At 72.2% G+C, this 23,194-nt stretch carries 16 protein-coding genes; 7 read left to right on the top strand and 9 right to left on the bottom strand.

All coding sequences use genetic code 11. The features are described from left to right. Positions 1-154 precede the first annotated feature (154 nt). Positions 155-2,374, top strand: coding sequence for a thiamine pyrophosphate-dependent enzyme (locus tag BLS95_RS05165; RefSeq protein WP_090929683.1), 2,220 nt, complete (start codon positions 155-157; stop codon positions 2,372-2,374). Here BLS95_RS05165 and BLS95_RS55435 read toward each other — a convergent pair. Both BLS95_RS55435 and BLS95_RS05155 read right to left on the bottom strand, forming a co-directional pair. Continuing rightward, positions 2,363-4,048 carry a serine/threonine-protein kinase gene (locus BLS95_RS55435; protein WP_176993024.1) on the bottom strand — a complete coding sequence of 562 codons (1,686 nt, stop codon included), beginning with the start codon at positions 4,046-4,048 and terminating at the stop codon, positions 2,363-2,365. The two genes, BLS95_RS05165 and BLS95_RS55435, sit on opposite strands and share 12 nt — an antisense overlap. A 35-nt stretch (positions 4,049-4,083) precedes the next feature. Continuing rightward, positions 4,084-4,782: a M50 family metallopeptidase gene (locus tag BLS95_RS05155; RefSeq protein ID WP_090929682.1), complete on the bottom strand. Its 699-nt coding sequence runs from the start codon at positions 4,780-4,782 to the stop codon at positions 4,084-4,086. 79 nt (positions 4,783-4,861) lie between these two features. Between BLS95_RS05155 and BLS95_RS05150 the strand changes: the two genes are divergently transcribed. The 3 genes from BLS95_RS05150 to corA are packed head-to-tail and all read left to right on the top strand — an operon-like array spanning position 4,862 to position 7,377. After that, positions 4,862-5,746 carry an amidohydrolase family protein gene (locus BLS95_RS05150; protein ID WP_245764849.1) on the top strand — a complete coding sequence of 295 codons (885 nt, stop codon included), beginning with the start codon at positions 4,862-4,864 and terminating at the stop codon, positions 5,744-5,746. 7 nt (positions 5,747-5,753) lie between these two features. Beyond that, positions 5,754-6,227: a nuclear transport factor 2 family protein gene (locus BLS95_RS05145; protein WP_245764848.1), complete on the top strand. Its 474-nt coding sequence runs from the start codon at positions 5,754-5,756 to the stop codon at positions 6,225-6,227. 31 nt (positions 6,228-6,258) lie between these two features. Then, the gene (gene corA / locus BLS95_RS05140; protein WP_090929680.1) at positions 6,259-7,377 is read left to right on the top strand and encodes a magnesium/cobalt transporter CorA; all 1,119 of its coding nucleotides are present in this window, start codon (positions 6,259-6,261) and stop codon (positions 7,375-7,377) included. A gap of 106 nt (positions 7,378-7,483) precedes the next feature. Here the strand turns inward: corA and BLS95_RS05135 are convergent, their stop codons facing one another. The 7 genes from BLS95_RS05135 to BLS95_RS55430 form a co-directional block, all read right to left on the bottom strand. Beyond that, the gene (locus BLS95_RS05135) at positions 7,484-7,723 is read right to left on the bottom strand and encodes a hypothetical protein (protein WP_090929679.1); all 240 of its coding nucleotides are present in this window, start codon (positions 7,721-7,723) and stop codon (positions 7,484-7,486) included. A 279-nt stretch (positions 7,724-8,002) separates the two neighbouring features. Next, complete coding sequence (locus BLS95_RS05130) at positions 8,003-8,785, bottom strand: Clp protease N-terminal domain-containing protein (protein ID WP_090929678.1); 783 nt, start codon at positions 8,783-8,785, stop codon at positions 8,003-8,005. Between the two features lie 91 nt (positions 8,786-8,876). Beyond that, on the bottom strand, positions 8,877-9,821 hold the full coding sequence (locus tag BLS95_RS05125) for a winged helix DNA-binding domain-containing protein (RefSeq protein WP_176993023.1): 945 nt from the start codon (positions 9,819-9,821) through the stop codon (positions 8,877-8,879). A gap of 52 nt (positions 9,822-9,873) precedes the next feature. Further along, positions 9,874-12,195: a transglutaminase TgpA family protein gene (locus tag BLS95_RS05120; RefSeq protein WP_143043587.1), complete on the bottom strand. Its 2,322-nt coding sequence runs from the start codon at positions 12,193-12,195 to the stop codon at positions 9,874-9,876. After that, on the bottom strand, positions 12,192-13,322 hold the full coding sequence (locus BLS95_RS05115) for a DUF58 domain-containing protein (RefSeq protein ID WP_218135606.1): 1,131 nt from the start codon (positions 13,320-13,322) through the stop codon (positions 12,192-12,194). The genes BLS95_RS05120 and BLS95_RS05115 overlap by 4 nt, the downstream gene beginning before the upstream one ends. Before the next feature lie 178 nt (positions 13,323-13,500). After that, positions 13,501-14,682, bottom strand: a complete 1,182-nt coding sequence (locus tag BLS95_RS05110; protein ID WP_245764847.1) for an AAA family ATPase — start codon at positions 14,680-14,682, stop codon at positions 13,501-13,503. Positions 14,683-14,696: 14 nt separating this feature from the next. Next, positions 14,697-16,847, bottom strand: coding sequence for a fibronectin type III domain-containing protein (locus BLS95_RS55430; RefSeq protein ID WP_090929675.1), 2,151 nt, complete (start codon positions 16,845-16,847; stop codon positions 14,697-14,699). Positions 16,848-16,998: 151 nt separating this feature from the next. Between BLS95_RS55430 and BLS95_RS05100 the strand changes: the two genes are divergently transcribed. From BLS95_RS05100 to BLS95_RS05080, 3 genes are all read left to right on the top strand, one after another. Further along, positions 16,999-18,198 (top strand): hypothetical protein, encoded by a 1,200-nt coding sequence (locus BLS95_RS05100; RefSeq protein WP_090929924.1) that lies wholly within the window; start codon positions 16,999-17,001, stop codon positions 18,196-18,198. A 290-nt stretch (positions 18,199-18,488) separates the two neighbouring features. Then, positions 18,489-19,865 (top strand): hypothetical protein, encoded by a 1,377-nt coding sequence (locus BLS95_RS57625; RefSeq protein WP_245764846.1) that lies wholly within the window; start codon positions 18,489-18,491, stop codon positions 19,863-19,865. Between the two features lie 71 nt (positions 19,866-19,936). Continuing rightward, positions 19,937-23,188, top strand: a complete 3,252-nt coding sequence (locus BLS95_RS05080) for a coiled-coil domain-containing protein (RefSeq protein ID WP_090929674.1) — start codon at positions 19,937-19,939, stop codon at positions 23,186-23,188. The last annotated feature ends 6 nt before the right edge of the window (positions 23,189-23,194 follow it).

Raw genomic sequence — 23,194 nt, 5'->3', positions numbered from 1 at the left:
GGGTGCCACGTGTGTCCTCCAAGTAGACGGGCACCCGCCGGTGAAAGTTGTGGGTTCTGACAAACGGTCATCTATGCGGGTCAAACGGACCGGTCCACGACATGTCACCGGGGTCCAGCAGACGGCGACGCCGGAGAACGACATAATCAGGAGTGTGGCGCGCGACACTGTTGAGACTCATTTCATCCAGGCGGTTGCGAATCTGGAGGCGGGCCCCGCGCGAGATCCCGGCCGGGCGGTGCACGACGGCACGGCCCTGACCGGTGAGATCTGCAGGAGGCTCTTCCTGCGCCAGATCGACAGCCGGCTGCTGGACATCGCCGCCCGCTGGCTGCGCGAGCAGGACGAGGGCTACTACACGATCGGCTCCGCCGGTCACGAGGGCAACGCGGCCGTCGCCGAAGCCCTGCGGCCCACCGATCCGGCGCTGCTCCACTACCGGTCGGGCGCGTTCTACCTGGCCAGGTCCGAGCAGGCCGGGCGGCTGCCCGAGCAGGGCATCCGCGACGTGCTCATGGGGCTGACCGCCGCCGCCGGCGAGCCCATCGCGGGCGGCAGGCACAAGGTGTTCGGCCATCCGGACTTGGCCGTCATCCCGCAGACCTCCACGATCGCCAGTCATCTGCCCAGGTCCGTGGGGGTGGCGTTCGCCATCGAGCGGGCGCGGGTGCTCGGCGTGCGCTCGCCGTGGCCGCAGGACGCGATCGCGGTGTGCAGCTTCGGCGACGCCTCCACCAACCACGCGAGCGCCCTGTCGGGCTTCAACACCGCCGCCTACGCCACCTACCAGGGCCAGCCGCTGCCGATCCTGTTCGTGTGCGAGGACAACGGCATCGGCATCAGCGTACGCACGCCCGCGGGCTGGGTGGAGACGGCCGCGCGGCGTCCCGGCATCGAATACTTCGCCGCCGACGGTTGCGACCTGGCCGCGGCCTACGACGCCGCCGTCCGGGCCGTCGAGCACGTGCGTACCAACCGCTCCCCCGCGTTCCTGCATCTGTCGACGGTGCGGCTCATGGGGCACGCCGGGTCCGACGTCGAGTCGGCTTACCGGACGCAGCGTGAGATGAGGGCCGACCTCGATCGCGACCCGCTCGTGCGCACGGCGGCGATGCTCGTGGCGGCCGGGCTGGAGACGCCGGAAGGGCTGCTCAGGACGTACGAGTCGGCGCGCGAGCACGTGCTGCGGATCGCGCTGGAGACCACCCGCAGCCCCCGGCTCGGCACCGCCAAGGAGATCATGGAGCCGATCGCGCCGCGCCGGCCCGAGCTGATCGCCAAGATCAGCCCGACCGCGGCCACCCCGGCGGCCAGGGAGAAGGCGTTCGCCGGGGCGCTGCCGGAGAACGACAAGCCGATGACCCTCGCCCAGGCCCTCAACCGCACGCTCGCCGACGCGCTGACCGTCTATCCGGAGATGACGGTGTTCGGCGAGGACGTCGCCAAGAAGGGCGGCGTCTACGGCGTCACCAGAGGGCTGCAGAAGCGGTTCGGGGCCGGGCGGGTCTTCGACACGTTGCTCGACGAGCAGGCCATCCTGGGGCTGGCGCTCGGCTCCGGCCTGGCGGAGCAGCTCCCCGTGCCGGAGATCCAGTATCTGGCCTACCTGCACAACGCGCTCGACCAGATCCGCGGCGAGGCGGCCACGCTGTCGTTCTTCTCGCAGAACAGGTACACCAACCCGATGGTGGTGCGGGTGGCCGGATACTCCTACCAGAAGGGGTTCGGCGGCCACTTCCACAACGACAACGCGGTGGCCGCGCTGCGGGACATCCCCGGGCTGGTCATCGCCTCGCCCGCGCGTCCCGACGACGCCTCGGCCATGCTGCGCACGTGCCTGGCCGCCGCCCGTACGGCCGGGTCGGTGTGCGTGTTCCTGGAGCCGATCGCGCTCTACCACACGCGCGACCTGTTCGACGAGGGGGACGGGGGCTGGCTGGCGCCGTACGCGCCGCCCGCGCGCTGGCCGGAGACGCACATCCCCATCGGGCAGGCGCGCTCCTACGGCGAGGGGCGCGACCTGACGATCGTGACGTTCGGCAACGGGCTGCGGATGAGCCTGCGGGCCGCGGTGCGGCTGACCCAGGAGGGGTACGGGTGCCGCGTCCTAGACCTGCGCTGGCTGGCGCCGTTGCCGAAGGAGGACCTGCTGCGGGCGGCCGAGCTGACCGGCAACGTGCTGATCGCCGACGAGACCCGGCACAGCGGCGGCGTCTCGGAGGGCATCGTGGCCGCGCTGATCGACGCCGGCTACAGCGGGTCGATCGCCCGGGTGACCTCGGCCGACAGCTTCATCCCGCTGGGCGGGGCGGCCGCGCACGTGCTGCTGTCGGAGGAGGAGATCGAGCAGGCGGCGCGCAAACTACTGGGGTGACCGGGCGACCGCGCCCCTGATGCAGGCGGGCTTGGACCAGGCGACCGTCGAGTTCTCCGAGAAGCTCAGCGGCACGCCCACCAGGAAGCAGTAGCCCGTGCCGGGGTCCAGGCCGGCCACCCGGGTGGTGGTCGTGCCCTGGGCCAGGGCGGTGATGGGGTTCTCGTCCTGCTCGATCGGGGAACGCTGGAGCACCACCGGATAGCGGCGGGCCCCGGCGGGCAGCGTCCAGCGCAGCTCCACCAGGGCGCCCTGGTCGGACGTCACCTGTACGCCACGCGGGGCGAGGGCGGCCACCTCCTGCTGGTCGATCGGCTGCTCGTTCTCGGCCGGGGGCTGCTGCTGCTCTGTCTGCTGTTGCTGGGTCTGCCGGGGCTCGGCGACCGGATCAGCCGGATCCTGCCGGACGGACAGGAAGATGGCCAGGGCCGCCCCGCCGAGCACCACCGTTGCGACCGCGAGACCGATGATGATGCCCTTCTGCGGGCCGGGCGAGGATCTGTGCGCGGGCGCGGACCTGGGTGAGGGACCGGGTGGGTATCCGGGCTGGTGGGCGGGGTGCGGCGCGTAACCGGATCCCGGCACGGGTGCGGGCTCGGGTGCGAACCCGGGACCGGGCGCGGGCATGGCGGCCGGTGGTGAGGCGGCCGGTGGGGTGGTCGCCGGTGGAGTGGTGGCCGCGGGGTGCGGGGGCGGGACGGTCGCCGGGAAAGGGGGGAGGTGGTTGCCGGTGAACGGCATGGACGCGTGGTCCGCGGGCTGTTCCGGGCCGTCGTGGCGGGGGCGGGGGACGGTGGACATGGTCGGTCCCGGGCCGGGATCCTCGCCCACCAGGTCCGTCACCGACAGGCCCAGCTCGGCCTGGACCTGCTGCAGGCGCCGGGCGAAGTCGCGGGCGGTGCCGTACCGGATCTCCGGCTGCTTGGCCATGGCCCGCAGGACCACCTCGAAGAGCACCGGCGGCACGTCCGGGCGGTTGAGCGGCGGCGGCTCGACGCTGAGCACCCGGTACATCAGCGGCGCGATCGACGGGTCGGCCGGGTTGTGGAAGGCGGGCTGGCCGGCCAGCAGGTGGTAGAGGGTCGAGCCGAGCGAGTAGATGTCGGTCGAGGCGGAGTGGGGCTGACCGGTGAGCACCTCCGGGGCGGCGTGCAGCGGCGTGAACGCCTGCGACGTGGCCGAGATCTCCGCGGCGTCCACGACCCTGGCCACGCCGAAGTCGGCGATGGCGAGCTCGCCGTAGCGGGAGATGAGGATGTTCTGCGGCTTGATGTCGCCGTGCAGGACGCCCGCCTCGTGCACGGCGGCCAGCGCGCCGGCCAGCTTCACGCCTGCCCGCAGCACGTCGGGCACCGGCAGCGGGCCTTCCTTGCGCACCCGGTCGCGCAGGGAGCCGTTCTCGAAGAAGTCCATCGCGATGTACGGCTTGCCGGACCTCGTCACGCCGGTGTCGAAGACGGTCACGACGTTGGGGTGGCCGGTGAGACGGCCGGTGAGCTGCAGCTCGCGCTGGAACCTGCGCATCGTGCGCTGGTCCACCCGGTCCACGGACAGCACCTTCAGCGCCACGACCCGGTCGAGGCGCTCCTGGTAGGCGCGGTACACGACGGCGAACCCGCCCTGCCCCGCCTGATCGAGCACCCGGTAACCGGGCGCGTCCTCGGCTGGCAGCACAACACTCCCCCCTGTTGCAGGCGAGTTTAGTGCGTTCAGAATGGATTCATGAGGTATGCCCCGAAGACCACGGACGCCAACGACACCAGCAGGAAGAAGAACACGTAGAAGCCGCCGGGCAGGACCGTCAGCCTGGCCAGCTGGTCGGCGTCGGAGTCGCGGGCCTGGCGGCGGCGGCGCTTGCGCTGTAACTCGATGATCGGCCTGATCCCGCCGAACAGCAGGAACCAGGTCGCCACCATGGCCACGACCTGCTGGGCGTCGCTGGGCGCGTACATGACCAGGGCGTACACGGCACCGCCGGTGACCAGCAGGATCAGCGCGCCGTACAGGTTGCGGACCAGCAGCAGCATGCAGACCAGGAGCAGCAGCACCGCCCAGATGAGCAGCGAGACGCGGCCCTGCTGGGTCAGCCAGGCGGCGGCCAGCCCCAGCAGCGGGGGCGCGAGGTAGCCGGCGAGCGCGGTCAGCACCATGCCGGGCCCCGTGGGCCGGCCCCTGGTGAGGGTCACGCCGGAGGTGTCGGAGTGCAGGCGGATGCCTTCGAGCTTGCGCCGGGTGAGCAGCGCCATCAGCGCGTGACCGCCCTCGTGGGCGATCGTGATCAGGCCTCTGGACATCTGCCAGGGCATGCGGAAACCGACGATCACGAGCGCGGCGAGCGCGGCGACCGCCACCACCCAGGGGTCGGGGGCAGGCTGAACCTTGATGAGGTGGGCCCAGAACTTGTCCATCAAGGTAAAACCCTATCCGGTTGACATCCTCCTGGGCCCTCAGGACCAAGATTCACAAGCCCCCGGTAAGGTCTGCCTCGTGGCCCTGGAACGACATTCTGACGTCGACGTGCCGGAGTGGTGGCGGGGGCTGGGGCTGCCCGGGCTGATCGACCTGCACGTGCACTTCCTGCCCGAGCGGATGGAGCGGCGGGTCTGGCACCACTTCAACCACGGCGGGCCGCTGGTGGGCGACGGGTGGAAGATCGAGTACGAGTGGCCGGTGGCCGAGCGGCTGGCCCGGCTGCGGGAGCTGGGGGTACGCGCGTTCCCCGCACTCGCCTACGCGCACAAGCCGGACATGGCGGCCGATCTCAATGCGTGGACCCTGGACTTCGCCCGCCGTACACCTGAATGTCTGCCGTCGGCGACCTTCTACCCCGAGCCTGGGGTCGTGGACTACGTGCGCCGGGCCTTGGTCGAGGGGGCCAAGATCTTCAAGGTGCACCTCCAGGTCGGCGGGTTCGATCCGCGGGTGGCCGAGCTGGACGAGGTCTGGGGGATGCTGGCCGAGGCCGGGGTGCCGGTGGTGGTGCACGCCAGCTCGATCCCGGTGCCCGGCGGCTATGTCGGGGCCGGGCCGATCGGGCAGGTGCTGCGGGCGCATCCGCGGCTGCGGGTGGTGATCGCGCATCTGGGGATGCCGGAGTACGACTCCTTCTTCGAGCTGGCCGCCCGCTACGAACGCGTGGCGCTGGACACCACGATGGCGTTCACCGACTTCTCCGAGCGCGGCATGCCGTTTCCCCGCCGGCTGCGGCCCGCGCTGCTTGATCTGGGTCTGGCGGGGAAGGTGGTGCTCGGCACCGACTTCCCGACCATTCCGTACCCCTATGCGCATCAGCTCGACGCGCTGGCCCGGCTCGACCTCGGCGACCCGTGGTTGCGGGCCGTGTGCTGGGAGAACGGAGCGGCCATGATCTGATAGAGGGGTGAACGACCGGCACGTGGCGCTGATCCGCGCTTTCTACGACGCTCTCGGGCAGGCGGACTTCCCTGCCATGGAGAGCTGCTACCACCCCGAGGTGAGCTTCGGCGACCCGATCTTCCAGGAGGTCGAGGGCCGGAACAGAGTGATGCGGATGTGGCGGCTCCAGCTCGGCATGCGTACGGGCCTCACGTCCGCGTACCGTGAGGTGACGGCGGACGACTTCAGCGGGTCGGCCCGCCGCACGGTTGGCTACACGTTCGCGGCTACGGGCCGCGAGGTCGTGCACGAGATCGACACACTGTTCAGGTTCGAGGCCGGGCTGATCGTCCGGCATCACGACGACTTCGACTTCAGGCGCTGGTCGCGGATGGCGCTCGGCAGGCCGCACGGGCCTCTGTTCGGGTGGACGCCGAGGTGGCGCAAGACCATCAGGGACGGGGCGACACGAAGGCTCGACGAGTACGAGCCGGCATAGACCTGACGAGGTCACGCCGATTGGAGGAGGAATGGCCAGGGTCAAGGGGTTCAGGCGCAGCGGTGACGTGCACGAGGAGGCGCCCGAGCATTCGATGGACCCGCGTGCCACCGAGGAGCCCTCCGACCGGCCCACCGTCATCGACAACGCGATCTACCTCGACGGCGAGCGCGTGGACGACCCCCCCTCGCTCGGGGCCGCCTTCGAACGTCTCAAGCAGATCCCGGGCAGCATGGCCTGGATCGGCCTCTATCGGCCGCAGGCGTCGGAGCTGACCAAGCTCGGCGAGGAGTTCGAGCTGCACGAACTGGCGCTGGAGGACGCCATCGTCGGCTCCCAGCGGCCCAAGGCCGACCGCTACGGCGACACGCTGTTCGTGGTGCTGCGGGCCGCGCGTTACCTGGACGACGTGGAGGAGGTCGCGTTCGGCGAGGTGCACGTCTTCCTCGGGCCCAACTTCGTGATCACCGTACGCCATGCCGAGGCGCCCGACCTGCAGGCCGTGCGCAAGCGGATGGAGTCGGACCCCGACCTGCTGCGCGAGGGCCCGCAGGCCGTCCTGTACGCCATCCTCGACGCCGTGGTCGACGGCTACGCACCGGTGGTGGCCGGGCTGCAGAAGGACATCGAGGAGATCGAGGCCCAGGTGTTCAGCGGTGACCAGTCGGTGTCGCGGCGCGTCTATGAGCTGTCCGGCGAGGTCATCGAGTTCCAGCGGGCCACGGCGCCGCTGGTGGGGATGATCCACGGGTTCATCGCGGGGGCGCCGAAGTACGGGGTGAACGACGAGTTGCAGAGCTACCTGCGCGACGTGGCCGACCACGCGATCACGGTGACCGAGCGGATCTCGAGCTTCCGCCAGATGCTGCAGAACATCCTCGTGGTGAACTCGACCCTCGTGACGCAGGCCCAGAACGCGGAGATGGCGCGGATGACGGAGGCGAGCATCCGGCAGGGCGAGCAGGTCAAGAAGATCTCGGCCTGGGCGGCCATTCTTTTCGCGCCGACGCTGGTCGGGACCATCTACGGGATGAACTTCGACTACATGCCCGAGACACACTGGGTGTTCGGCTACCCGTTCGCCATGGTGCTGATGGCGGCCGTCTGCCTGGTCCTCTACACGGTCTTCAAGAGCCGCGACTGGCTTTGACCTTCACCGCGCGATCTTGTACACGTCCTCGGCGTATCCCGCTCGTCCTTCTGGAGCGCCCAGGCCGCGCAGGACCTGGCCGCCTCGCAGCCGCCCGGGGTCGGGTTCAGTCGAAGAGCTCCTCAGCGGACGTGGCCTTGAGCGCCCGAATGAGCCAGCTCTCAAGGAGTTCGAGATCCGTGCACGCCAGAATCCGCTCCCGAACCGACGCAGTCACGGGCACACCGCGCTGCTCCAGGACCTTCACGACAGACATCGCCTCGCCCTCGGCCATGCCTTCGGCCCGACCCTCTTCGCGGAGCATCTCCGCGAACTCCGACTTGTATCGATAGTTCTGCATCGTCATGAGACTTCTCCAGATCTGTCGGGCGTGGGTGTCCCGGCTTCGGCTCTCGGACCCACTTGGCCGTGGCCCTATCCCGGCAGATCACCAGTAGTGTTACCGGACAGTCGTACTTGATGTGCGCGTGGCAGATGTGGTGGGCCCACGACATTCTGTAGACGATCGCATACGTGCCGCTCACTATACGGTCGCGATCACGAGGCTGAGCACGATCAGGGTCGTGAGGGTGATGCGTAAGGCCGCGACCGTGCGTCGGCGGGCGGCGGTGTGCACGTCAGGTCCTCACTCCCGCAGGCCCACATGGGCTTCCAGGCGTTCCAGGCGCTGGACGAGTGGCTGGAGTTCGCCTCTGATGGCGGCGGCCAGCATCGCGGTCTGCTGTGGTGTCGGGGCCCCGGATGAGGGTTGGGGGGCCGCGTCGCCCTGCTGGGCTTGGGCGCGTAGGTGGACGTAGCCGGCCAGGGCCGCGGACACGGCGCGGCGGGTCAGCCGTGGCTCGGCGCCCAGACCGCGCAGGACCTGGCCGGCCGTGCCGTCGGGTTCGGCTACGAGGCCGAGCAGGAGGTGTTCGCAGCCGACGTAGTTGTGGCCGAGGGAGGTGGCCTCTGTGACGGCGAACTCCAGGGCGTTGGCTGCGGTGCTGCCGAAACTTCCCGGTGTGGAGTGTTGGGTGGCGGTGTCCGCGTCGTTAGGGGTGGATTGGCGGGACAGGTCGCGTTTGACCTGTTCGGGGGTGATTTCCATGGCGCGGAGGACGTGGAGGGCCAGGTTGGTGCCTTCAGTCAGCATGCCGCCGAGCAGGTGCGTGGTGCCGATCGTGGTGGCGCCTTCGGTGCGGGCTTGGTCTGCGGCCAGCTTGAGCACCGTACGTGTCCTGGCCGTGAGGTGGGTCAGCGCTCCGGTCGGCCTGTCGAAGTCGACGTCGGCCAGGACGGTCTCCCTGATGGCGGTCACCCGTCGCACCGCCTGCTCCAGCGCACGCTGGCAGACCGCCGACACCGGCACTCCGGCCTGCTTGACGGCCTCCGCCAGTTCGTCCGGCAAGTAGACGTTGATCTTTGGCATACCTCCAATATAACCCCTTGGGGGTTACATGTGAAGGCGCATGTGCACGCCATCCCGCTGGCGTCCTGTGTCCAAGGCGGGGGGTGGAGCTTCAGGTAAGGAAGCGGTGTACGTCGGTGATCTCGTCGGCCAGCCGGTCGGCCGGCAGCTCGTCGAACGGCTCTACGGTCACCTGCGGCCCCTTCCTGGTCCACACGCCTCGGATCACGCCGTTCACCAGCACGACCGGGCGCAGGACGCCGCCGCCCGGGAACACCTTCCGTGTGTGTTCGGCGGCGAGGATCGGTTCGCGGCTCCGCCAGCCCATCAGGTATTCGTCGAAGGCGGGCGCGAGGCGTACCACCGGCTCCTGCTGGGCGGGGGGCGGGTCGGCGGGGGCCAGGCGCCAGGCGGCGCGGGACTCGCCGAGTGGCAGACCCGACCAGGCGGCCAGGTCCTCGGGAGTGGCCGGGTGGTGGGCGCGGCGGTAGCGGATGGCGAGCTCGCGCAGGGCTCGTTCGCGGTCGGGGTCGGGCACGATCGGGGCGCCCAGCCAGTCGGCGGCGTGGACGTAGGTGGGTTTGCCCGCACGGTTCGGGCCCAGTACGGCCAGGCCGTGGTGGGCGGCCAGCGCCACCAGGTGCACCACGCCCTGGCCCCGGGCCCGGCCCGCCAGGCGTTCCTCGAGCTCGGCCTTGGTGAGCGGGCCCTGTCCGGCGAGGGTGCGGACGATGAGGCCGAGCGGGTCGTCGGCGGTGACGCCCTCCTCCTGGAGGCGGCGCAGGGTGTTGGTGGGACGCCGGGTCAGCGCGTGAATCCAGGGCAGGTCGTCGGCGTGGACGAAGTGGAGGGTGCCGCGCGGGCCCCAGGTTCTGACGATCTCGCGGGACTGCCAGGCGGCCTCGACGGCGGCCGGGGGGAGGGTGGTGGAGCGGGCGCGGAAGGCCAGAAGCGCGGCGGGGACGTCCTGGGCCTGCATCGCTCCCAGGCGCCGGACGATCTCGCCCGCTGTCAGCGCCGGCGGGCGGTGCAGGAGTTGGGCCTCGACGCTTCTCACGCGGGAATCATCGCAAGGGAGTGGCCGCACGCGCGGGGCGGGTTGCAGGGGGTCATCTGCGGAGGAGGAGGCGGTTGCGGAGGCGGGTGGTGACGGGGGTGCGGGTTCGTACGGCGCGGCGGATGGCGTCGCTGTGTCGCCAGGCGGTGGTGGCGGCCGCTTCGGTGACGGTGTCGGGGGCATAGCGGACGAAGTTGGAAATGTCGGCCAATGGTCTTAGATGGTTGGATATTTCGTCTTGTAGGTGGGTGCGGGGGTCGGCGTGCCCGTTCGACCCGGCGGACAGGGTGATGACGTCCTCGGCCGTCAGGGCGTACCGGCCGGAGAGGCCGAGGTCGTCGCAGGTCTGGCGCCAGGCGCCGAGCACCCGCGACTTTGGCCCCGGGGCGCGTCTCCGGGCCCGCCTGCGCCACCACGGCAGCCCCGCCGCGACGCCCGCGTACCCCACCACCAGCACCCCGCCCACCACCGCCGCGATCAGCCACGGGGACAGGCCGCTCGCGGGCTCCTCACTCTGTCCGATGGCCTGCGGCTGGGACGACTGGGACTGCTCGGCCCCGTCCTTGCCGAACTCGTTCTCCAGTTCCTCGCTCTCCTGGATCGCCGACGACACCACGTCGTGGTCGTCCTTGGCACCGCTGCGGCCCGGCGTGGGATAGAACGCCTGCCAGCCGAGCTTGTCGAACTTGATCTCCGCCCAGGCCAGTACATGTCCGGACTTCACGTGATAGACCCCGCCGGACTCCTCCCCCGGCCGGAACCCCACCACCACCCGCGACGGCAGCCCTAGCGTCCTCGCCATGAGCGCGAACGTGCTCGCGAACTGCTCCGACGTCCCCCGGTGCGTCGTCTGCAGGAAGAACTCCAGCCCCTTGAGCGAGTGCCCGGGCGGGGCGGTCACGTCGTAGGCGGCATTGGTACGCAGGTAGCTCTGCAGCCGGTACGCCTGCTTGATAGGCACGTCGGCACCCTTCGTGGCCTGCTGGGCGAGCCGCCGGAAGAGCCGCTCCTGCGGCCCCTCGGGGAAGGCCGTCAGCGCCGGATCGCGCACCGGCGTGGCCGCCAGCAGTTCCTCCTTCGTCGGTTCCGGCACCCGCGACGTCACCTCGTACCTGAACCCCTTGGCGGGCTTCACCCCGGCCAGCAGCGCCCCGCTCGCCGGGTCCACCACCAGCCCGCGCACGCCGCCGACCTGCTCGGGCCGCTCGGCCGCCGGCAACCACGTGCCCGGCAACCCCTCGAACGTCACCTCCTGCCGTACGGTCTCCGTCCTGCCCGTCCACTCCCCCCGCGGCACCCGGCCGCCGGTCGGCTGGAAACGCGCGTCGGAGGTCCAGCGCACGCCGTCGTACCGATCGAGCACGGCCAGCCGCCAGTTGAGCGGTTCGTCGGCCTTGACGGTGAACAACTCCCGGTCGGGGATCTGCAGCCACGCGGAGACGCGGTCGAGCGGGCTGACGCTGTCCACGCGTACGGGCGGGGGCAGGTCGGCGTCGTCACGCGGGTTGTACGGCTGGGCGGCGATGGGCAGCAGCGGGCCCACGACGAGCGCCAGCGCGGCCAGCGCGGCGGCGGCCGGGATTCCGGCGAGGAGCCAGACCGGCGGGCGGCCGTCCCTGACCAGCGCCAGGGCCGCGACGAGCACGAGGAGCACGGCCGCGACCGGGAGGTTCGAGCCTTCGCCGTCGACGCCGAGCAGGAGCGCGACCCCGTACACCAGGAGGGCGGGGACGGCGGCGGCGATCCTGGTCCGGGTGCGGGCGAGGGTCTCGGCGCCGATGGTGGCGGCGGCCCAGACGAGCGTGTGGACCAGGACCAGCAGCTCCGGGTCCGGCTGGGCGGGGAGGAGGGTGGTGAGCAGTGCCTGCCAGGCGTTCACCACGTCGGCGAGCAGGGTGGGTTCGAGCCCGCCGTAGAGCGGGATCGTCCCGGCGAGCCAGAGCACGAGGTTGAGCGTCAGGGCCAGCCACAGGGGGCGCCGCCAGGTGAGCGCGGCCACGAGTGCGGGCGCCACGGCCGCGGGGACGACGGCTCGCAGGAGCTCCGCGCCGGGGAAGACCCGATGGAACCCCCACCCGGCGACGCCGGCGACCAGCGCCACGAGCGCCAGTCCCGCCAGCCGCCGCCACACGGGCTCGGTGTGCCCGGTTTCGCGCGTATCGTCCTCGCCCTTACGGCCGCGTGACCGGCCGCGTGACCGGCCGGCTCGCCGTGAGGATCGCGGCTGCACGTCGTCGTTCGGGTGGGCCGGGGTGTTCGGGGCGTTGTACGGCGCGTTCGGATGGGCCGGGGTGTACGGCGCACTCGGCGGAGCGGTGGGGTACGCCGCGCTCGGCGGAGCGGGGGTGTTCGGGGTGTGGGGCGGGGTGGTCATCGGGGCCCCCAGGCGAGCGGGAGATCGTCCAGGGACGTGATCGGCAGGACCGTCACGCCCGGCACGCTGACCGGTCCAGGGCCCAGGTACACGCAGAGGACGCGGTCGAAGCGGCGGCGTACCCCGGCGGCGCGGGCGGCCTCGGCCGGGTCGGCGGTGACCAGCACCAGCGAGCCGCCGCCGCGCGCCAGGCGCAGCGGCTCGGCGACGCCGCCGTGCCCGGCCGTCACCAGGGCCAGGCGGTCCAGGAGGGCGTCCGGGTCGGGCTTGGCCCCGGGGGCGGGGGCGTCGCCGGTGAGGACGCGTACCGGGAAGCCCGCCCTGGCGGCGGCGACGGCGACCGAGGCGGCGGCGTCCACGGCCGGTTCCGTGAGGTCGCGGGTGTCGAGCACCACCGTGGTGGTGGGCAGGCTGGCGTCGATGAGCTGGCGGACCATGAGCGTTCCGGTGCGGGCGCTGGATCGCCAGTGGACGTGGCGGAGGTCGTCGCCGACGACGTACTCGCGCAGGGTGTGGAACGTCACCGTCCCACTGGGGGCGTTGTCGCTGGTGGGACCCTCCAGGTGGTGGGCCCGGCCGGACGGGGGGACGGGGAGGGCGACGGTGCGGGGGCGTACCAGGAGGGTGGTGGGCAGGCCGTACTCCCTGACCCGGCGCGTCAGGCCGAACGGGTCGGCGCGGACCAGCCGGAGCGGGCCCACCGGGATCTCGCCCCGGATCTGTGTGGAGAGCGGGTACGTGACCGTACGGACGCCTCCCCTGGGGAGTCTGGGCAGGTCGATCGTGTGCTCGGAGGCGCCGATCCGGTCCTGGGCGCGCAAGCCGGACAGGGCGCGGCGGCCGAGGTTGGAGACGTTCAGCACGGCCACGGCGGCGTCGCCGCGCGGGACCTTCAGCGGGGTGACCTCCCGGTGGACGTCCAGCCTGGGCCTGGGAGCCGTCCACGCGAGCGCGGCGGCCAAGGCGAGCAGGCCGCCGGTGGCGAGCACGGCGGGCTCGGGGTAGCCGAGCGCGAATCCCGCCGCGTAGAGGAGGACGGAACCGGCCAGCGTGCCCCAGCCCAGCGGCGTCAGCACCGCGACGCGCCGAGTCCAGCGCGCCGCCACGGCGAACCGGGCCTTCGCCATCCGGGGATCGGCCTCAGGTGCCAGGGACTGCCCCATCCGAAGGTCGGTGCCAGGTGCCGGGGCCTGTGCCATCCAGGGGTCCGCTTCAGGTGCCGGGGCCTGTGCCATCCGGGGGTCGGCGCCAGGTGCCGGGGACTGGGGCTGCCGGGGGGCCGGTGCGGGTTGTGGGGGGCGCACCTCAGGCCGCCTGCGGCACCGGCATCCCGGCGAGGATCTCGCCGAGCGCGGTCGCCGCGGTGACCTCGCGCAACTCGGCCTCCGGCGTCAGGATCAGGCGGTGCGCCAGCACCGGTACGGCCAGCGCCTTGACGTCCTCCGGCACCACGAAGTGCCGCCCCACGGCGGCGGCCTTGACCCTGGCCGCCCGCAGCAACGCCAGGCTCCCCCGGGGGCTGGCGCCCAGCCGCAGGTGCGGACTGGTACGGGTGGCGGCGCACAACGCGACGATGTAGTCGTAGACCGGGTCCGCCACATGGATCCGCGAGGCGAAGTCGATCATCCCGGCCACGTCGGAGGCCCGCGCCACCACCGGCAGCCGCTCGACCTGCGGCCCCGTCGGCATGCCCTTGAGCACCTCGACCTCGGACACGTGATCGGGATACCCGACGGAGATCTTCATCAGGAAGCGGTCGAGCTGGGCCTCCGGCAGCGGGTACGTGCCGTCCATGTCCACCGGGTTCTGCGTGGCCACCACCAGGAACGGCCGGGGCACCGGATGCGGCTCGGCGTCCACCGTGACCCGGCGTTCCTCCATCACCTCCAGCAGCGCGGCCTGCGTCTTCGGGGAGGCCCGGTTGATCTCGTCGGCGAGCACGATGTTGGCGAAGACGGGCCCCTGGTGGAACTCGAACTTCTGGTGCGCCTGGTTGAAGATCGACACGCCGGTGATGTCGCTGGGCAACAGGTCTGGCGTGAACTGGATGCGCCGCCACTCGGCGTCCACGCTGGCCGCGACGGAGCGGGCGAGGGTGGTCTTGCCGGTGCCCGGCACGTCCTCGATGAGCAGGTGCCCCTCGGCGAACAGGCAGATCAGCGCCAGCTCGGTGGCCTCGCGCTTGCCGCGGATGATGCGCTCGATGTTCCCGGCCAGCAGCTGGAAGCGCTGCGCGAACTGGCCGGCGAGCTGCTGTTGCTGCGGCTGCTGGTACGCCTGCGCGCCCTGGTCGAACTGGCCCTGCGACGGCTGCTCGTACTGGCCGGGTGACGGCTGCTGATACTGGCCGGGCGGCGCCTGCTGGTACCCCTGGTCGTACTGGCCGGGCGAGGGCTGCTGGTACGCCTGGTCGTAAGGACCGGCGGACGCCTGCTGGTAAGGCTGCGCGGTCGGCTCGAACGCGTCCTGGTAGTTGTACTGGGTCAACTGAGTCCCCCTTCTCAGTCGGTGCACTCGAAGAGCGGTCCCTCGGGGAAACCGCCGTCCGGGCTCGCCACCAGCGTGTCGTTCAGGTAGCCGTTGCCGTACTGGCTCTCGATCCGGTTCCAGATGTCGCTGGACTTGCCGGTGGAGGGGTCGGTGAAGGACGGCCCCTTGACCTGGCAGATCACCGTCAGCGTGATGTACACCCCCTGCGGGATCTTTCCCGCTTCTCCGGATGCTCCGGGTCCGGGGCGGATGATGGTGTTGGTGTCCTCGTTGCTGGCGTTCTTGTACTGCTGCCTCGGGTAGGCCAGGTCCACCTCCGCGGTGGCCACGTCCGGGCTCTCCCCCGCCGCGTTCCTGGCCTTGAGCTGGAAGGTGTGCTTCTGGTTGTTCTTCAGCCCGTCAACGGTGAACGTCGTGTCCTTGATGGCGTTGCCGGTGGCGGCGCCGGTCAGCTCGTACGTGATGCCGTCGGCGCCGTTCTCGGGGGCGTTCCAGGTCAGCACGGCGCCCCGGTTCTTGGCCTTGGCCGTGAAGCCGGACGGCGAGCCGGGCGCCACGCACGGCTTGGCCCCGGCGCTGGGCTCCGACTCGACCTCGCCGCCTGACCAGTGCGCGACCACCACGAACGTGTACTCGTTCGCGCAGTCCCCGCCCGTGAACTCGAACTGGTACGGCCCGCCGGCGTCCACCGCCTCCGGCACGGTCCTGCCGTCGCCGGTCGTCTTGAGGGTGTACCGCTCGACCTTGCCGCCGGTGGACGGGCTGAACGTGATCGTCACCCTGCCGGGACCCGAGCGGGCACTCACGGCGGCCGGCGCGGAGGGCGCGGTCGCCTCGGGCGTGCGGGTCGGCGTCGGCGTGCGGGTCGGCGTGGGGGTCGCGGTCGGGGTCGAGGGCGGGGTCGAGGGCGGGGTCGTGGTGGCCTCGCGGGTACGCGTCGGGGGCGGACCGGCGGTCGACTCGGCGGGAACGGGATCGGGGTCGGGCGGGGAGTCGGACTGCGTGGGCGGTGTCACCGGCGTCCGCTTGGGCTTGGGGGTGTTGGTCGGCCCGGGTACGTCCGAGTCGTCCTTGTCGATGTCGTGCTTGCGGCCTTCAGGGTCGATGACGACGGCCTTGTCGCCGTTCTCGTCGTTCGCCCAGAGCAGGCCGTCCTTGACGAACACGTCCACCGGTCCCGGCCGCTGCGCCACCTGGAGTGTGGTGGGCCGGCCGCCCGCCGCGCTGTCCCAGACGATCAGCGAGCCCTCGCCCTGGTCGGGCACGTACACCTTCGATCCGAGCACCTGCGGCACCCCCAGCTCGGCCGGGTGGTCCGTGGCGAGCTTGGTGCTGAGCACGGAGTTGGAGCCGGTGTCGACCACCACGAGCAGCCCCGAGTCGCCGGACGCGAGCACCGGCACCAGGGAGCCCTCGGTCAGGGCGGGGGTGAGCGCGCCGCCCTCGGCGGCCTGGGCCACGCCCTTGGGCAGCGTGATCTCGCCGACTCCGCCGTCGGCGCCGACGATCGTGGCGGTGGCGGCCCGCGTGTTCACCACGACGGGCAGGCCGCCGGCGATCGTGACGGACAGCTCCTCACCGGGCTCGCCGACCTTGAGCGGGCTCGCGGCCACACCCTGGGACACCGGTACGACCTCGCCCTTCGCGGTCACCGGCACCCATAACCGGCCACCACCGTCGATACGGGCCGCGCCGAGCGGTCCTGGCAGGCTGATCGGGGAGCCGAGGGTGTCGAGGGTGGCAGGGTTGATCCGCTGGACCTTCCCGGCGGCGGGGTCGACGGCGTACCCGGCCGAGCCTGACACCGCGATCTGCGTCCCGGCCGCGCCGAAGTCACGGGTCTGGGAGACGCTGAGCTGGCTGGGCTCGATGCGGCTGACGTAGCCGGTGCGGTCGTCGACGAGCAGCACGTTGCCGCCGTCCTGCACGACGCGCAGCTGCCGGCCCGCCTTGTCGTCGAGATAGCCGTCCACCTCGCCGGACAGGCCGTTGACATGCACGATCTTGCCCTTGGCGCCGGTCCACAGCCAGGCGCCCACGTCGGCCAGCTTGGGCGTGGCGCTGGACACGCCCACCCCGAACCACGCCGCCACGGCCACCAGAATCACGGCCGCCGCGCCGGCGATCAGTGCCGTGGCTCGATCCCCTCGGAGGCTCCGCATCCGTCACTCACCCCGTACGTACGATTACAGAGCGTTTGCCCCAGTATTACCGGGCATCACCCTAGCGCTCGAGCGCCTCTCGCGTGGACGTACTGGCTGGTAGCCGCGTTGAGGTCCGAGAGTGTCGGCGTGAAGCCGTACCTTAGTGCGCGTGTCCGAACAGCCCCTGACCCTCGACGCCGCCCTCACCGACGAGGCGGTGTTGTCGACCTATCGCCGGATGTTCGCCGCGCTGGCGCGTGACAGCGGGGCGGTGGTCGACGACCCGGCGCTGGTCGACATCGCCGAGACGTTGTTCGCGGCGTTCGCGGAGGCGGGCGAGGAGTGGCTCACGCACGAGCAGATGCGCTTCGCCTGCCGGGCCTATCCGGGTGACCAGTTCGACAACCGGCTGCGGGTGCTCAAGGGGCTGGGCGCGATCAGGGAGGTGTTCCCCAAGCCCAACCAGCTTCGCTACCGGGCGTCGTTCACCAGCGTGGTGGGGCTGATGTTCATCCGGCGGATGATGTCCGACGGCGGGCAGTCGGAGATGCACCGGCTGCTGGCCCTGGAGGACCTCAACGTCGCCGACCCCCGCACCACGATGGAGCAGGCCGGCCAGAGTGCCGTCAACCTGACGCGGGCGTTCCGGCTGTGGGCGCTGGAGCTGATCACGCTCACCACGGGCACCATCGAGGAGCTGCGCGAGCAGGCGCCCAAGCTGTGGGGCACCGAGGAGATCGCGCGGCGGGCGCAGAGCCTGCACGGCACCATCCTGACCCGCTGGCCGGAGCTCGACCGGCTCTGCACCGACCTGCGGGCGGCGATCTACGCCTACAGCGACGCCTCCCGGCGCGCCGCCGGACGGCTGGCCGACTCGGCGGGCACTACGCGCAACCTGACGTTGCTGCCGACGGAGACGTGGCGCACGTTCGCGCAGACGGCGTCGCGGGAGCGGCTGGCCTCGGTGCTGGACGGGTTCGTGTTCGACGTGCCCGCGCCGTGGCACGACCCGGCCGCCATCGCCCGCGCCGTCGACGAGGCTCCGCGGCCGGCTCCCGCCCAGCCCACTCCCCCACGCTCCAACCTGCCCGACTCCGGCCCCGGCGACTCGCTCGACTCCTCGCCGAGCGCCGCCGTGGAACGATTGACGCAGGTGGCCGAGTCGCTGCTCGGCGACGCTCCCCGGGTGGCGCTGGCCGACGTGCTCGGCTCCGACTGGCCCTCCGCCCGCCGCGTGCTCGCCGACCTGACGACCGTGGACCTGCGGCCGGAGCTGCCCTACCGGCTGACCTGGTCCGACGGGCTCACCATCGACCCGGACCGCGAGCCCGCCTGGCTCTCCCACGGCTACCTGGAGCGCACCCGATGACGACCTCCAACGACCCGGGCCCCACACCCGACCCCACACCCGGCGAAGACCGGCGTGGCCGCCCGGTCAGATCCTCTGAATCGGCGGCTCACGGGACGACATCAAGGGGGAAGGCGGCTGCCGGGAAGGCGGTGGCTTCGGGGGCGGTCGCTTCCGGGGCGGTCGCTTCCGGGGCGACGGCTTCCGGGGCGACGGCTTCCGGGGCGACGGCTTCCGGGGCGGCGGCTCATGTGCGGGCGCGGGCGGGCGGGCCGTTGTGGCTGGGGGCCGGTGTCGCCGCGCCTTCCGGGATGACGCGGCTGACCCGTCCCGACTCCACCGGCCGGGCCCTGCCGGTGTGGCCGGACGGGGTGACGCCTTCGCTGCTGGACGAATACGGGGTGGCGCCCATCCCCGTGGAGCGGTCCGGGGAGACGCGGCGGGTGCTGGCGTCCGTGCTCAAGTGCTGCTGGACCGACCTGTCGGTGGATCCGTGGCCGGGCGATCCGGCGCCCGTGGAGCTGGTGCTCGACACCTATCGGGCGCTGATCGGCCGTACCGACGACCTGATGCGCAACTGGGCGATCGGCGCGCTGCGGCGCCTGAACGAATCGGCGTGGATCGTCATGGACGACGGGGTGGTCGTCCTGGGGCCGCGCTGCGCCCTGTGGCCGGTCGAGCAGCACGCGCAGTTGCAGGAGCTGGTCCGCCGCCTGCCCGAGCCGGAGCGGCCGGAGCTGACCGTGGTGGGCGACGCCGACATCGTGGCCGCCTCCGCCCCCGACCCTGGGACGTCGCCGGGGGGCCGGGTCGAGCCGGGCGCGGCGGAGTTCGACGACCTGCTGGGGGCTTATGAGGAGCGGCGGCGGGCGGAGCTGGTGGCGGCGTTCATGGTGGTGGAGCACGCGGCCGAGCCGGTGCAGGAGGCGCGCTTCGCCGCCCTGCGCGATCCCGCGCTGCGCCACACTCTGGGCGAGATGCTGGCGCGGCGCGGCCGTACGCTGATCCAGCACCGGGACCGCTGGATCTCCGGCTACGACGACACCGCCGCGGCCGTGCCGGCCGACTCCCCAGCCGTTACCGGCGTCACGCACGACCCGCCGCCGGCTACGTCCGGACTTCAGGACGAAGCCGTGGACGAGGACACGAACGCAGACACCGGCACGGGCACCGGTGCGGGTGCCGATGCGGGCGCCGGAGCGGGCGCGGGTACGGGTGCGGGCGCGGGTATGGGTGCGGGTGCCGGTGCGGGTGCCGGTGCGGGTGCCGGTGCGGGTGCCGGTGCGGGTGCCGGTGCGGGTGCCGGTGCGGGTGCCGGTGTTCGGCTGGGTGTGAGTGAGCGGGCGGTGTTGACGCTCGTGCTGGTGCACTCGGTGGCCATTCCGCGGGCGGAGGGGCTGCTGCCGGAGGACTCCTGGTTGTCGCCGCATCCCACTCCCGTGGACGAGTTGCGCCGCCACACCCAGGTGCCGATCGGCGAGCTGGAGGCGGCGTTGCGGACGTTGCGGCACGCGGGGCTGCTGGCGCAGGTCAAGGCGGGCGAGGAGGCGGGCGGTTACGTGCCGGGGCCGCAGTTCCACCGGCTCACTCCGGCGGCCCGGCGGCGTCTGCAGGAGGAGCTGATCCTGGCGGCCGGGCCGAGCACGCCGCTGGCGGCGGCCGTACGCGCTCGAAGATCGGCGAGATGAGCCCGCGCCCGCGGGACGGACATCTCAGCGCCGGCACGAACAACACGAAGGAAAGGGTTACGGGGGTACAGGTGTCGCAGGTGGAGAACATCGTCGGGGATCGGGTGCTGATCGCCGTGCAGGCGGTCAACATTTCGCGGCTCTCGACCCATCCGGTGCCCACCGTTCCCGGCACGCTCATCGTCGTGGCGGGCGCCGGGCCGAAGGACTCCAACGGCGCGGGCAAGTCCTCGTTCATCGCCTCCATCACGGCGCTGCTGGGGGACGAGCAGTGGCGTTTCGCCTCGGGCGCCAAGGCCGTGTCCGAGCTGCTCTTCAACGCCGAGCTGGCCAGCGGCGCGGGTGCCCGCCAGTGGGCGAGCGCCGACCACGGCTACATCGTCGGCGTCTTCGGCCCACCAGGCATGAACGGCTTCACCCCGCAGGATGCGGACGGTCACCCCGCGGCGGATGCCTCCCAGGCCGCCCCCGACGCCACCGGTGGTGATGACGAGCCGATGCTCGGGGAGGAGATGGGCGGGGAGCTGTTCGAGGTGCCGGACACCTCCGGTGGGGCGGTGACCGTGTGGCTCAAGGTCAACCAGGAGGCGCCGCACTTGGAGATCCGGTGGCGGGAGGGGGTGCACCTGGCCGCTTCGCCGTCCGAGGCCGAGCGGGTGGCCAAGGCGGACGAGATCTGGGCGTCGCTGCCCAGGTCGGCCGGGCGGCGCGATGTGGTGGCCCGTGACCTGACCAAGGTGCTCTACGGCGACCGGATCAGGTGCGTGTCGTTCCTGTCCACGTCCGTACGCAGCAAGGTCGCCACCAACCTGCTCTCCCAGCCGCTCAACGAGATCTCCCCCGAGCGGGTCTTCGAGGCCATCGCCGCCCTCACCGGTCTCGACGCCGAGCTGGAGCAGGAGCGGGAGGCCCGCCGCGACGAGCACGCCAAGCGGGTGCGGGCGGCGCAGGCGGCCGACCGGCTGGCGGAGTTCGAGGCGGAGTCGAAGGCGTTGCTGGCCACGTTCAACCGGCGCGACCAGGCACGGGTACGCCTGGCGGACGCGCTGCGCTGCTGGCGGGGCAGGCAGGCGCGCAAGCTGGCCGACGCGGCCGCCAAGGACGAGGCGCTGGCCGCCGACCTGGAGCGGCACCGCGCGGCCGGAGAGGCGGCGGGTGACGCGATCGCCCTGGTCAGGGCGGAGGTCGCGACGCTTCGGGAGGACACGCTCGACAGGCAGGTGGCGGGGGCGCGCAAGGAGCTGGCGGCGCTGCAGGCGCGGGCGGCCAAGCTCGACGCCGACCGCGCGGTGGCGGAAAACTCCGCCGACGAGCTGCGCGGGATGATTCCGGCGCTGGAGGAGACGCGGAGGTTCGCGGACGGGCGTGACGTGCCGGCCGCCGAGCGGGAGCTGGGCGAGATACGGCTGCGGCTGAACGAGGCGCTCAAGGCACTCGGGGTGGCCGACCAGGAGGTGTCCTCCGCCCAGGCCGCGCTGGACGACGCCGAGGGCGGCCCGGCGGCGGCCCAGCTCAACGCCCTGGCGGCGGCGGGCGTCGACGCGACGGGCCTGCTGGACGCCCTCGACGTGGCCGAGCAGGCCCGTGACGCCGCCCATACGTCCCCATCGGCCGCGCCGCACCCCGACGCCGCCCATCCGGCCCCGGCGACCGCGCCGCACCCCGACGCCGCCGACCACATCCAGGCGACCGCCCACGCCGCCCAGTCCGATGCCGGGGAGCTGGGAGCGGCGCTCAAGGCGCGTTTCGGCAGGAAGGCGGGCGCGGACCGGCCGGACGGCGGCGCGGGAGGCGTGGCCGGGGTGCTGGGTGAGTTGCGCGGGTGGCCGAACGAGCACGCGGTGATCGTGGACGCGGCGCACATGGAAGCCGCCGCCGCCGCGCTGGCCGGCCTGCCCGGGTCCGTGCTGGTCAGCGCGGCCGGGGTGAGCGTCGTGGGGGCGTTCGACGGGGTGGCGACCGGGCGGGAGGCCCGGATCAAGGCCGCCGAGCAGAGGCTGCACCGGGCCAAGGACGTTCAGGAGGCGGCGGCGCAGGCCGTGCACGACGGGGAGGAGGCCGTCGCGGAGGCGCAGCGGCGGCTGGAGGGCGCCAGGGCCGGGGTGCGGCTGGCAGAGCTGGAGGCGAAGCTGGGTGAGCGGCGTGCCCGGCTGGGCGAGCTCAACGCGGCGATCGAGGAGCTGACGCCCAAGGTCGCCGAGGCCGAGCGGCAGGCCGGAACGCTGGACTTCCGGGCCAGGACCAGGGACATGGAGATCGAGCGGCTGGAGGGGCGGCGGCAGCGGCACGAGACCGAGCGGGCCCAGGCGCGCGAGCAGGAGGCCAGGGTCGTGGCGGAGCGGGAGGCGCTCAAGCTGGACGCGCTGGCCGCCGACTGGGGCGGCACGGTGGAGGCGGCCCGCGAATGGCTGGCGGCGCTGCCGGAGGAGGAGCGGCCGCGGGCCGCCGAGGAGTGGTGGCGGGTCGCGGAGCGCCACTTCGACCAGGCGCTGCGGGACACGTTCCCGGAGGAGGACGCGGAGATCCCGGAGGAGCTGCGGTTCCTGCTGAACGAGCGGGGCGGGAGCACGGCGCGGGAGCAGGCGACGTTCGCGGCGGTGTGCGGCGCGCTGGCGTCCTACCTGCGGGGCCAGGAGGAGTACGAACGCCACCAGCGCCGCCAGATCGAAGCCCAGGTCGGCTCCAGGCAGCGCGACCTTGCGGCGGCGGCCAGGGGCGCAGAGGAGGCGGCGCAGTCGACGGCCGTGCACCGGGCGGCGTTGACGGCGGCGATCAAGGCGCGGCTGACGCGGGTGGCCGAGGAGTTCGAGAAGCTCGACACCTCGTACGGAGGCTACGGGGCGACGCTGGAGTTCCCGGTGCCGCCCGCGCCCGCCGACCCCGAGCAGCGCTGGCAGTGGCGGGTCACGCCGAAGTGGCGGCGTGGCGAGGGCCAGGGGTTCGTGCCGTACAACCGGCGGGCCAACACCGCCCTGATGGACGAGAAGGCGGTCAAGCTGGTGTGCGCGGCGGCCATCGCCTCCTCCGGCGGCGGCCATCTGTGCCTGGTCCTGGACGAGCTCGGGCGCAACCTGGGCAAGGAGCATCGCCGGGAGGCGGTGTCGTTGTTCAGGCGGGTCGGGGAGACGTACGGGATCACGGTGATCGGGGCGCTGCAGGACGACATGGAGCCGTACGCGATCGACGCCTGCGGCCAGTACATCAAGTTGCGGCGGTCGTCGGACGCGATGCCGTACAACGAGCCGCCGGTGATCATCGGGCACGACGAGCACGCCGAGCGGGTGCGTGCCCTGGCCGCGTACGTCGACCGCGGAGCCGCCTAGATGTCC

Source organism: Nonomuraea jiangxiensis (assembly GCF_900099965.1).
GTDB lineage: Bacteria > Actinomycetota > Actinomycetes > Streptosporangiales > Streptosporangiaceae > Nonomuraea > Nonomuraea jiangxiensis.
This window is presented reverse-complemented; position numbering and strand designations above follow the sequence as displayed.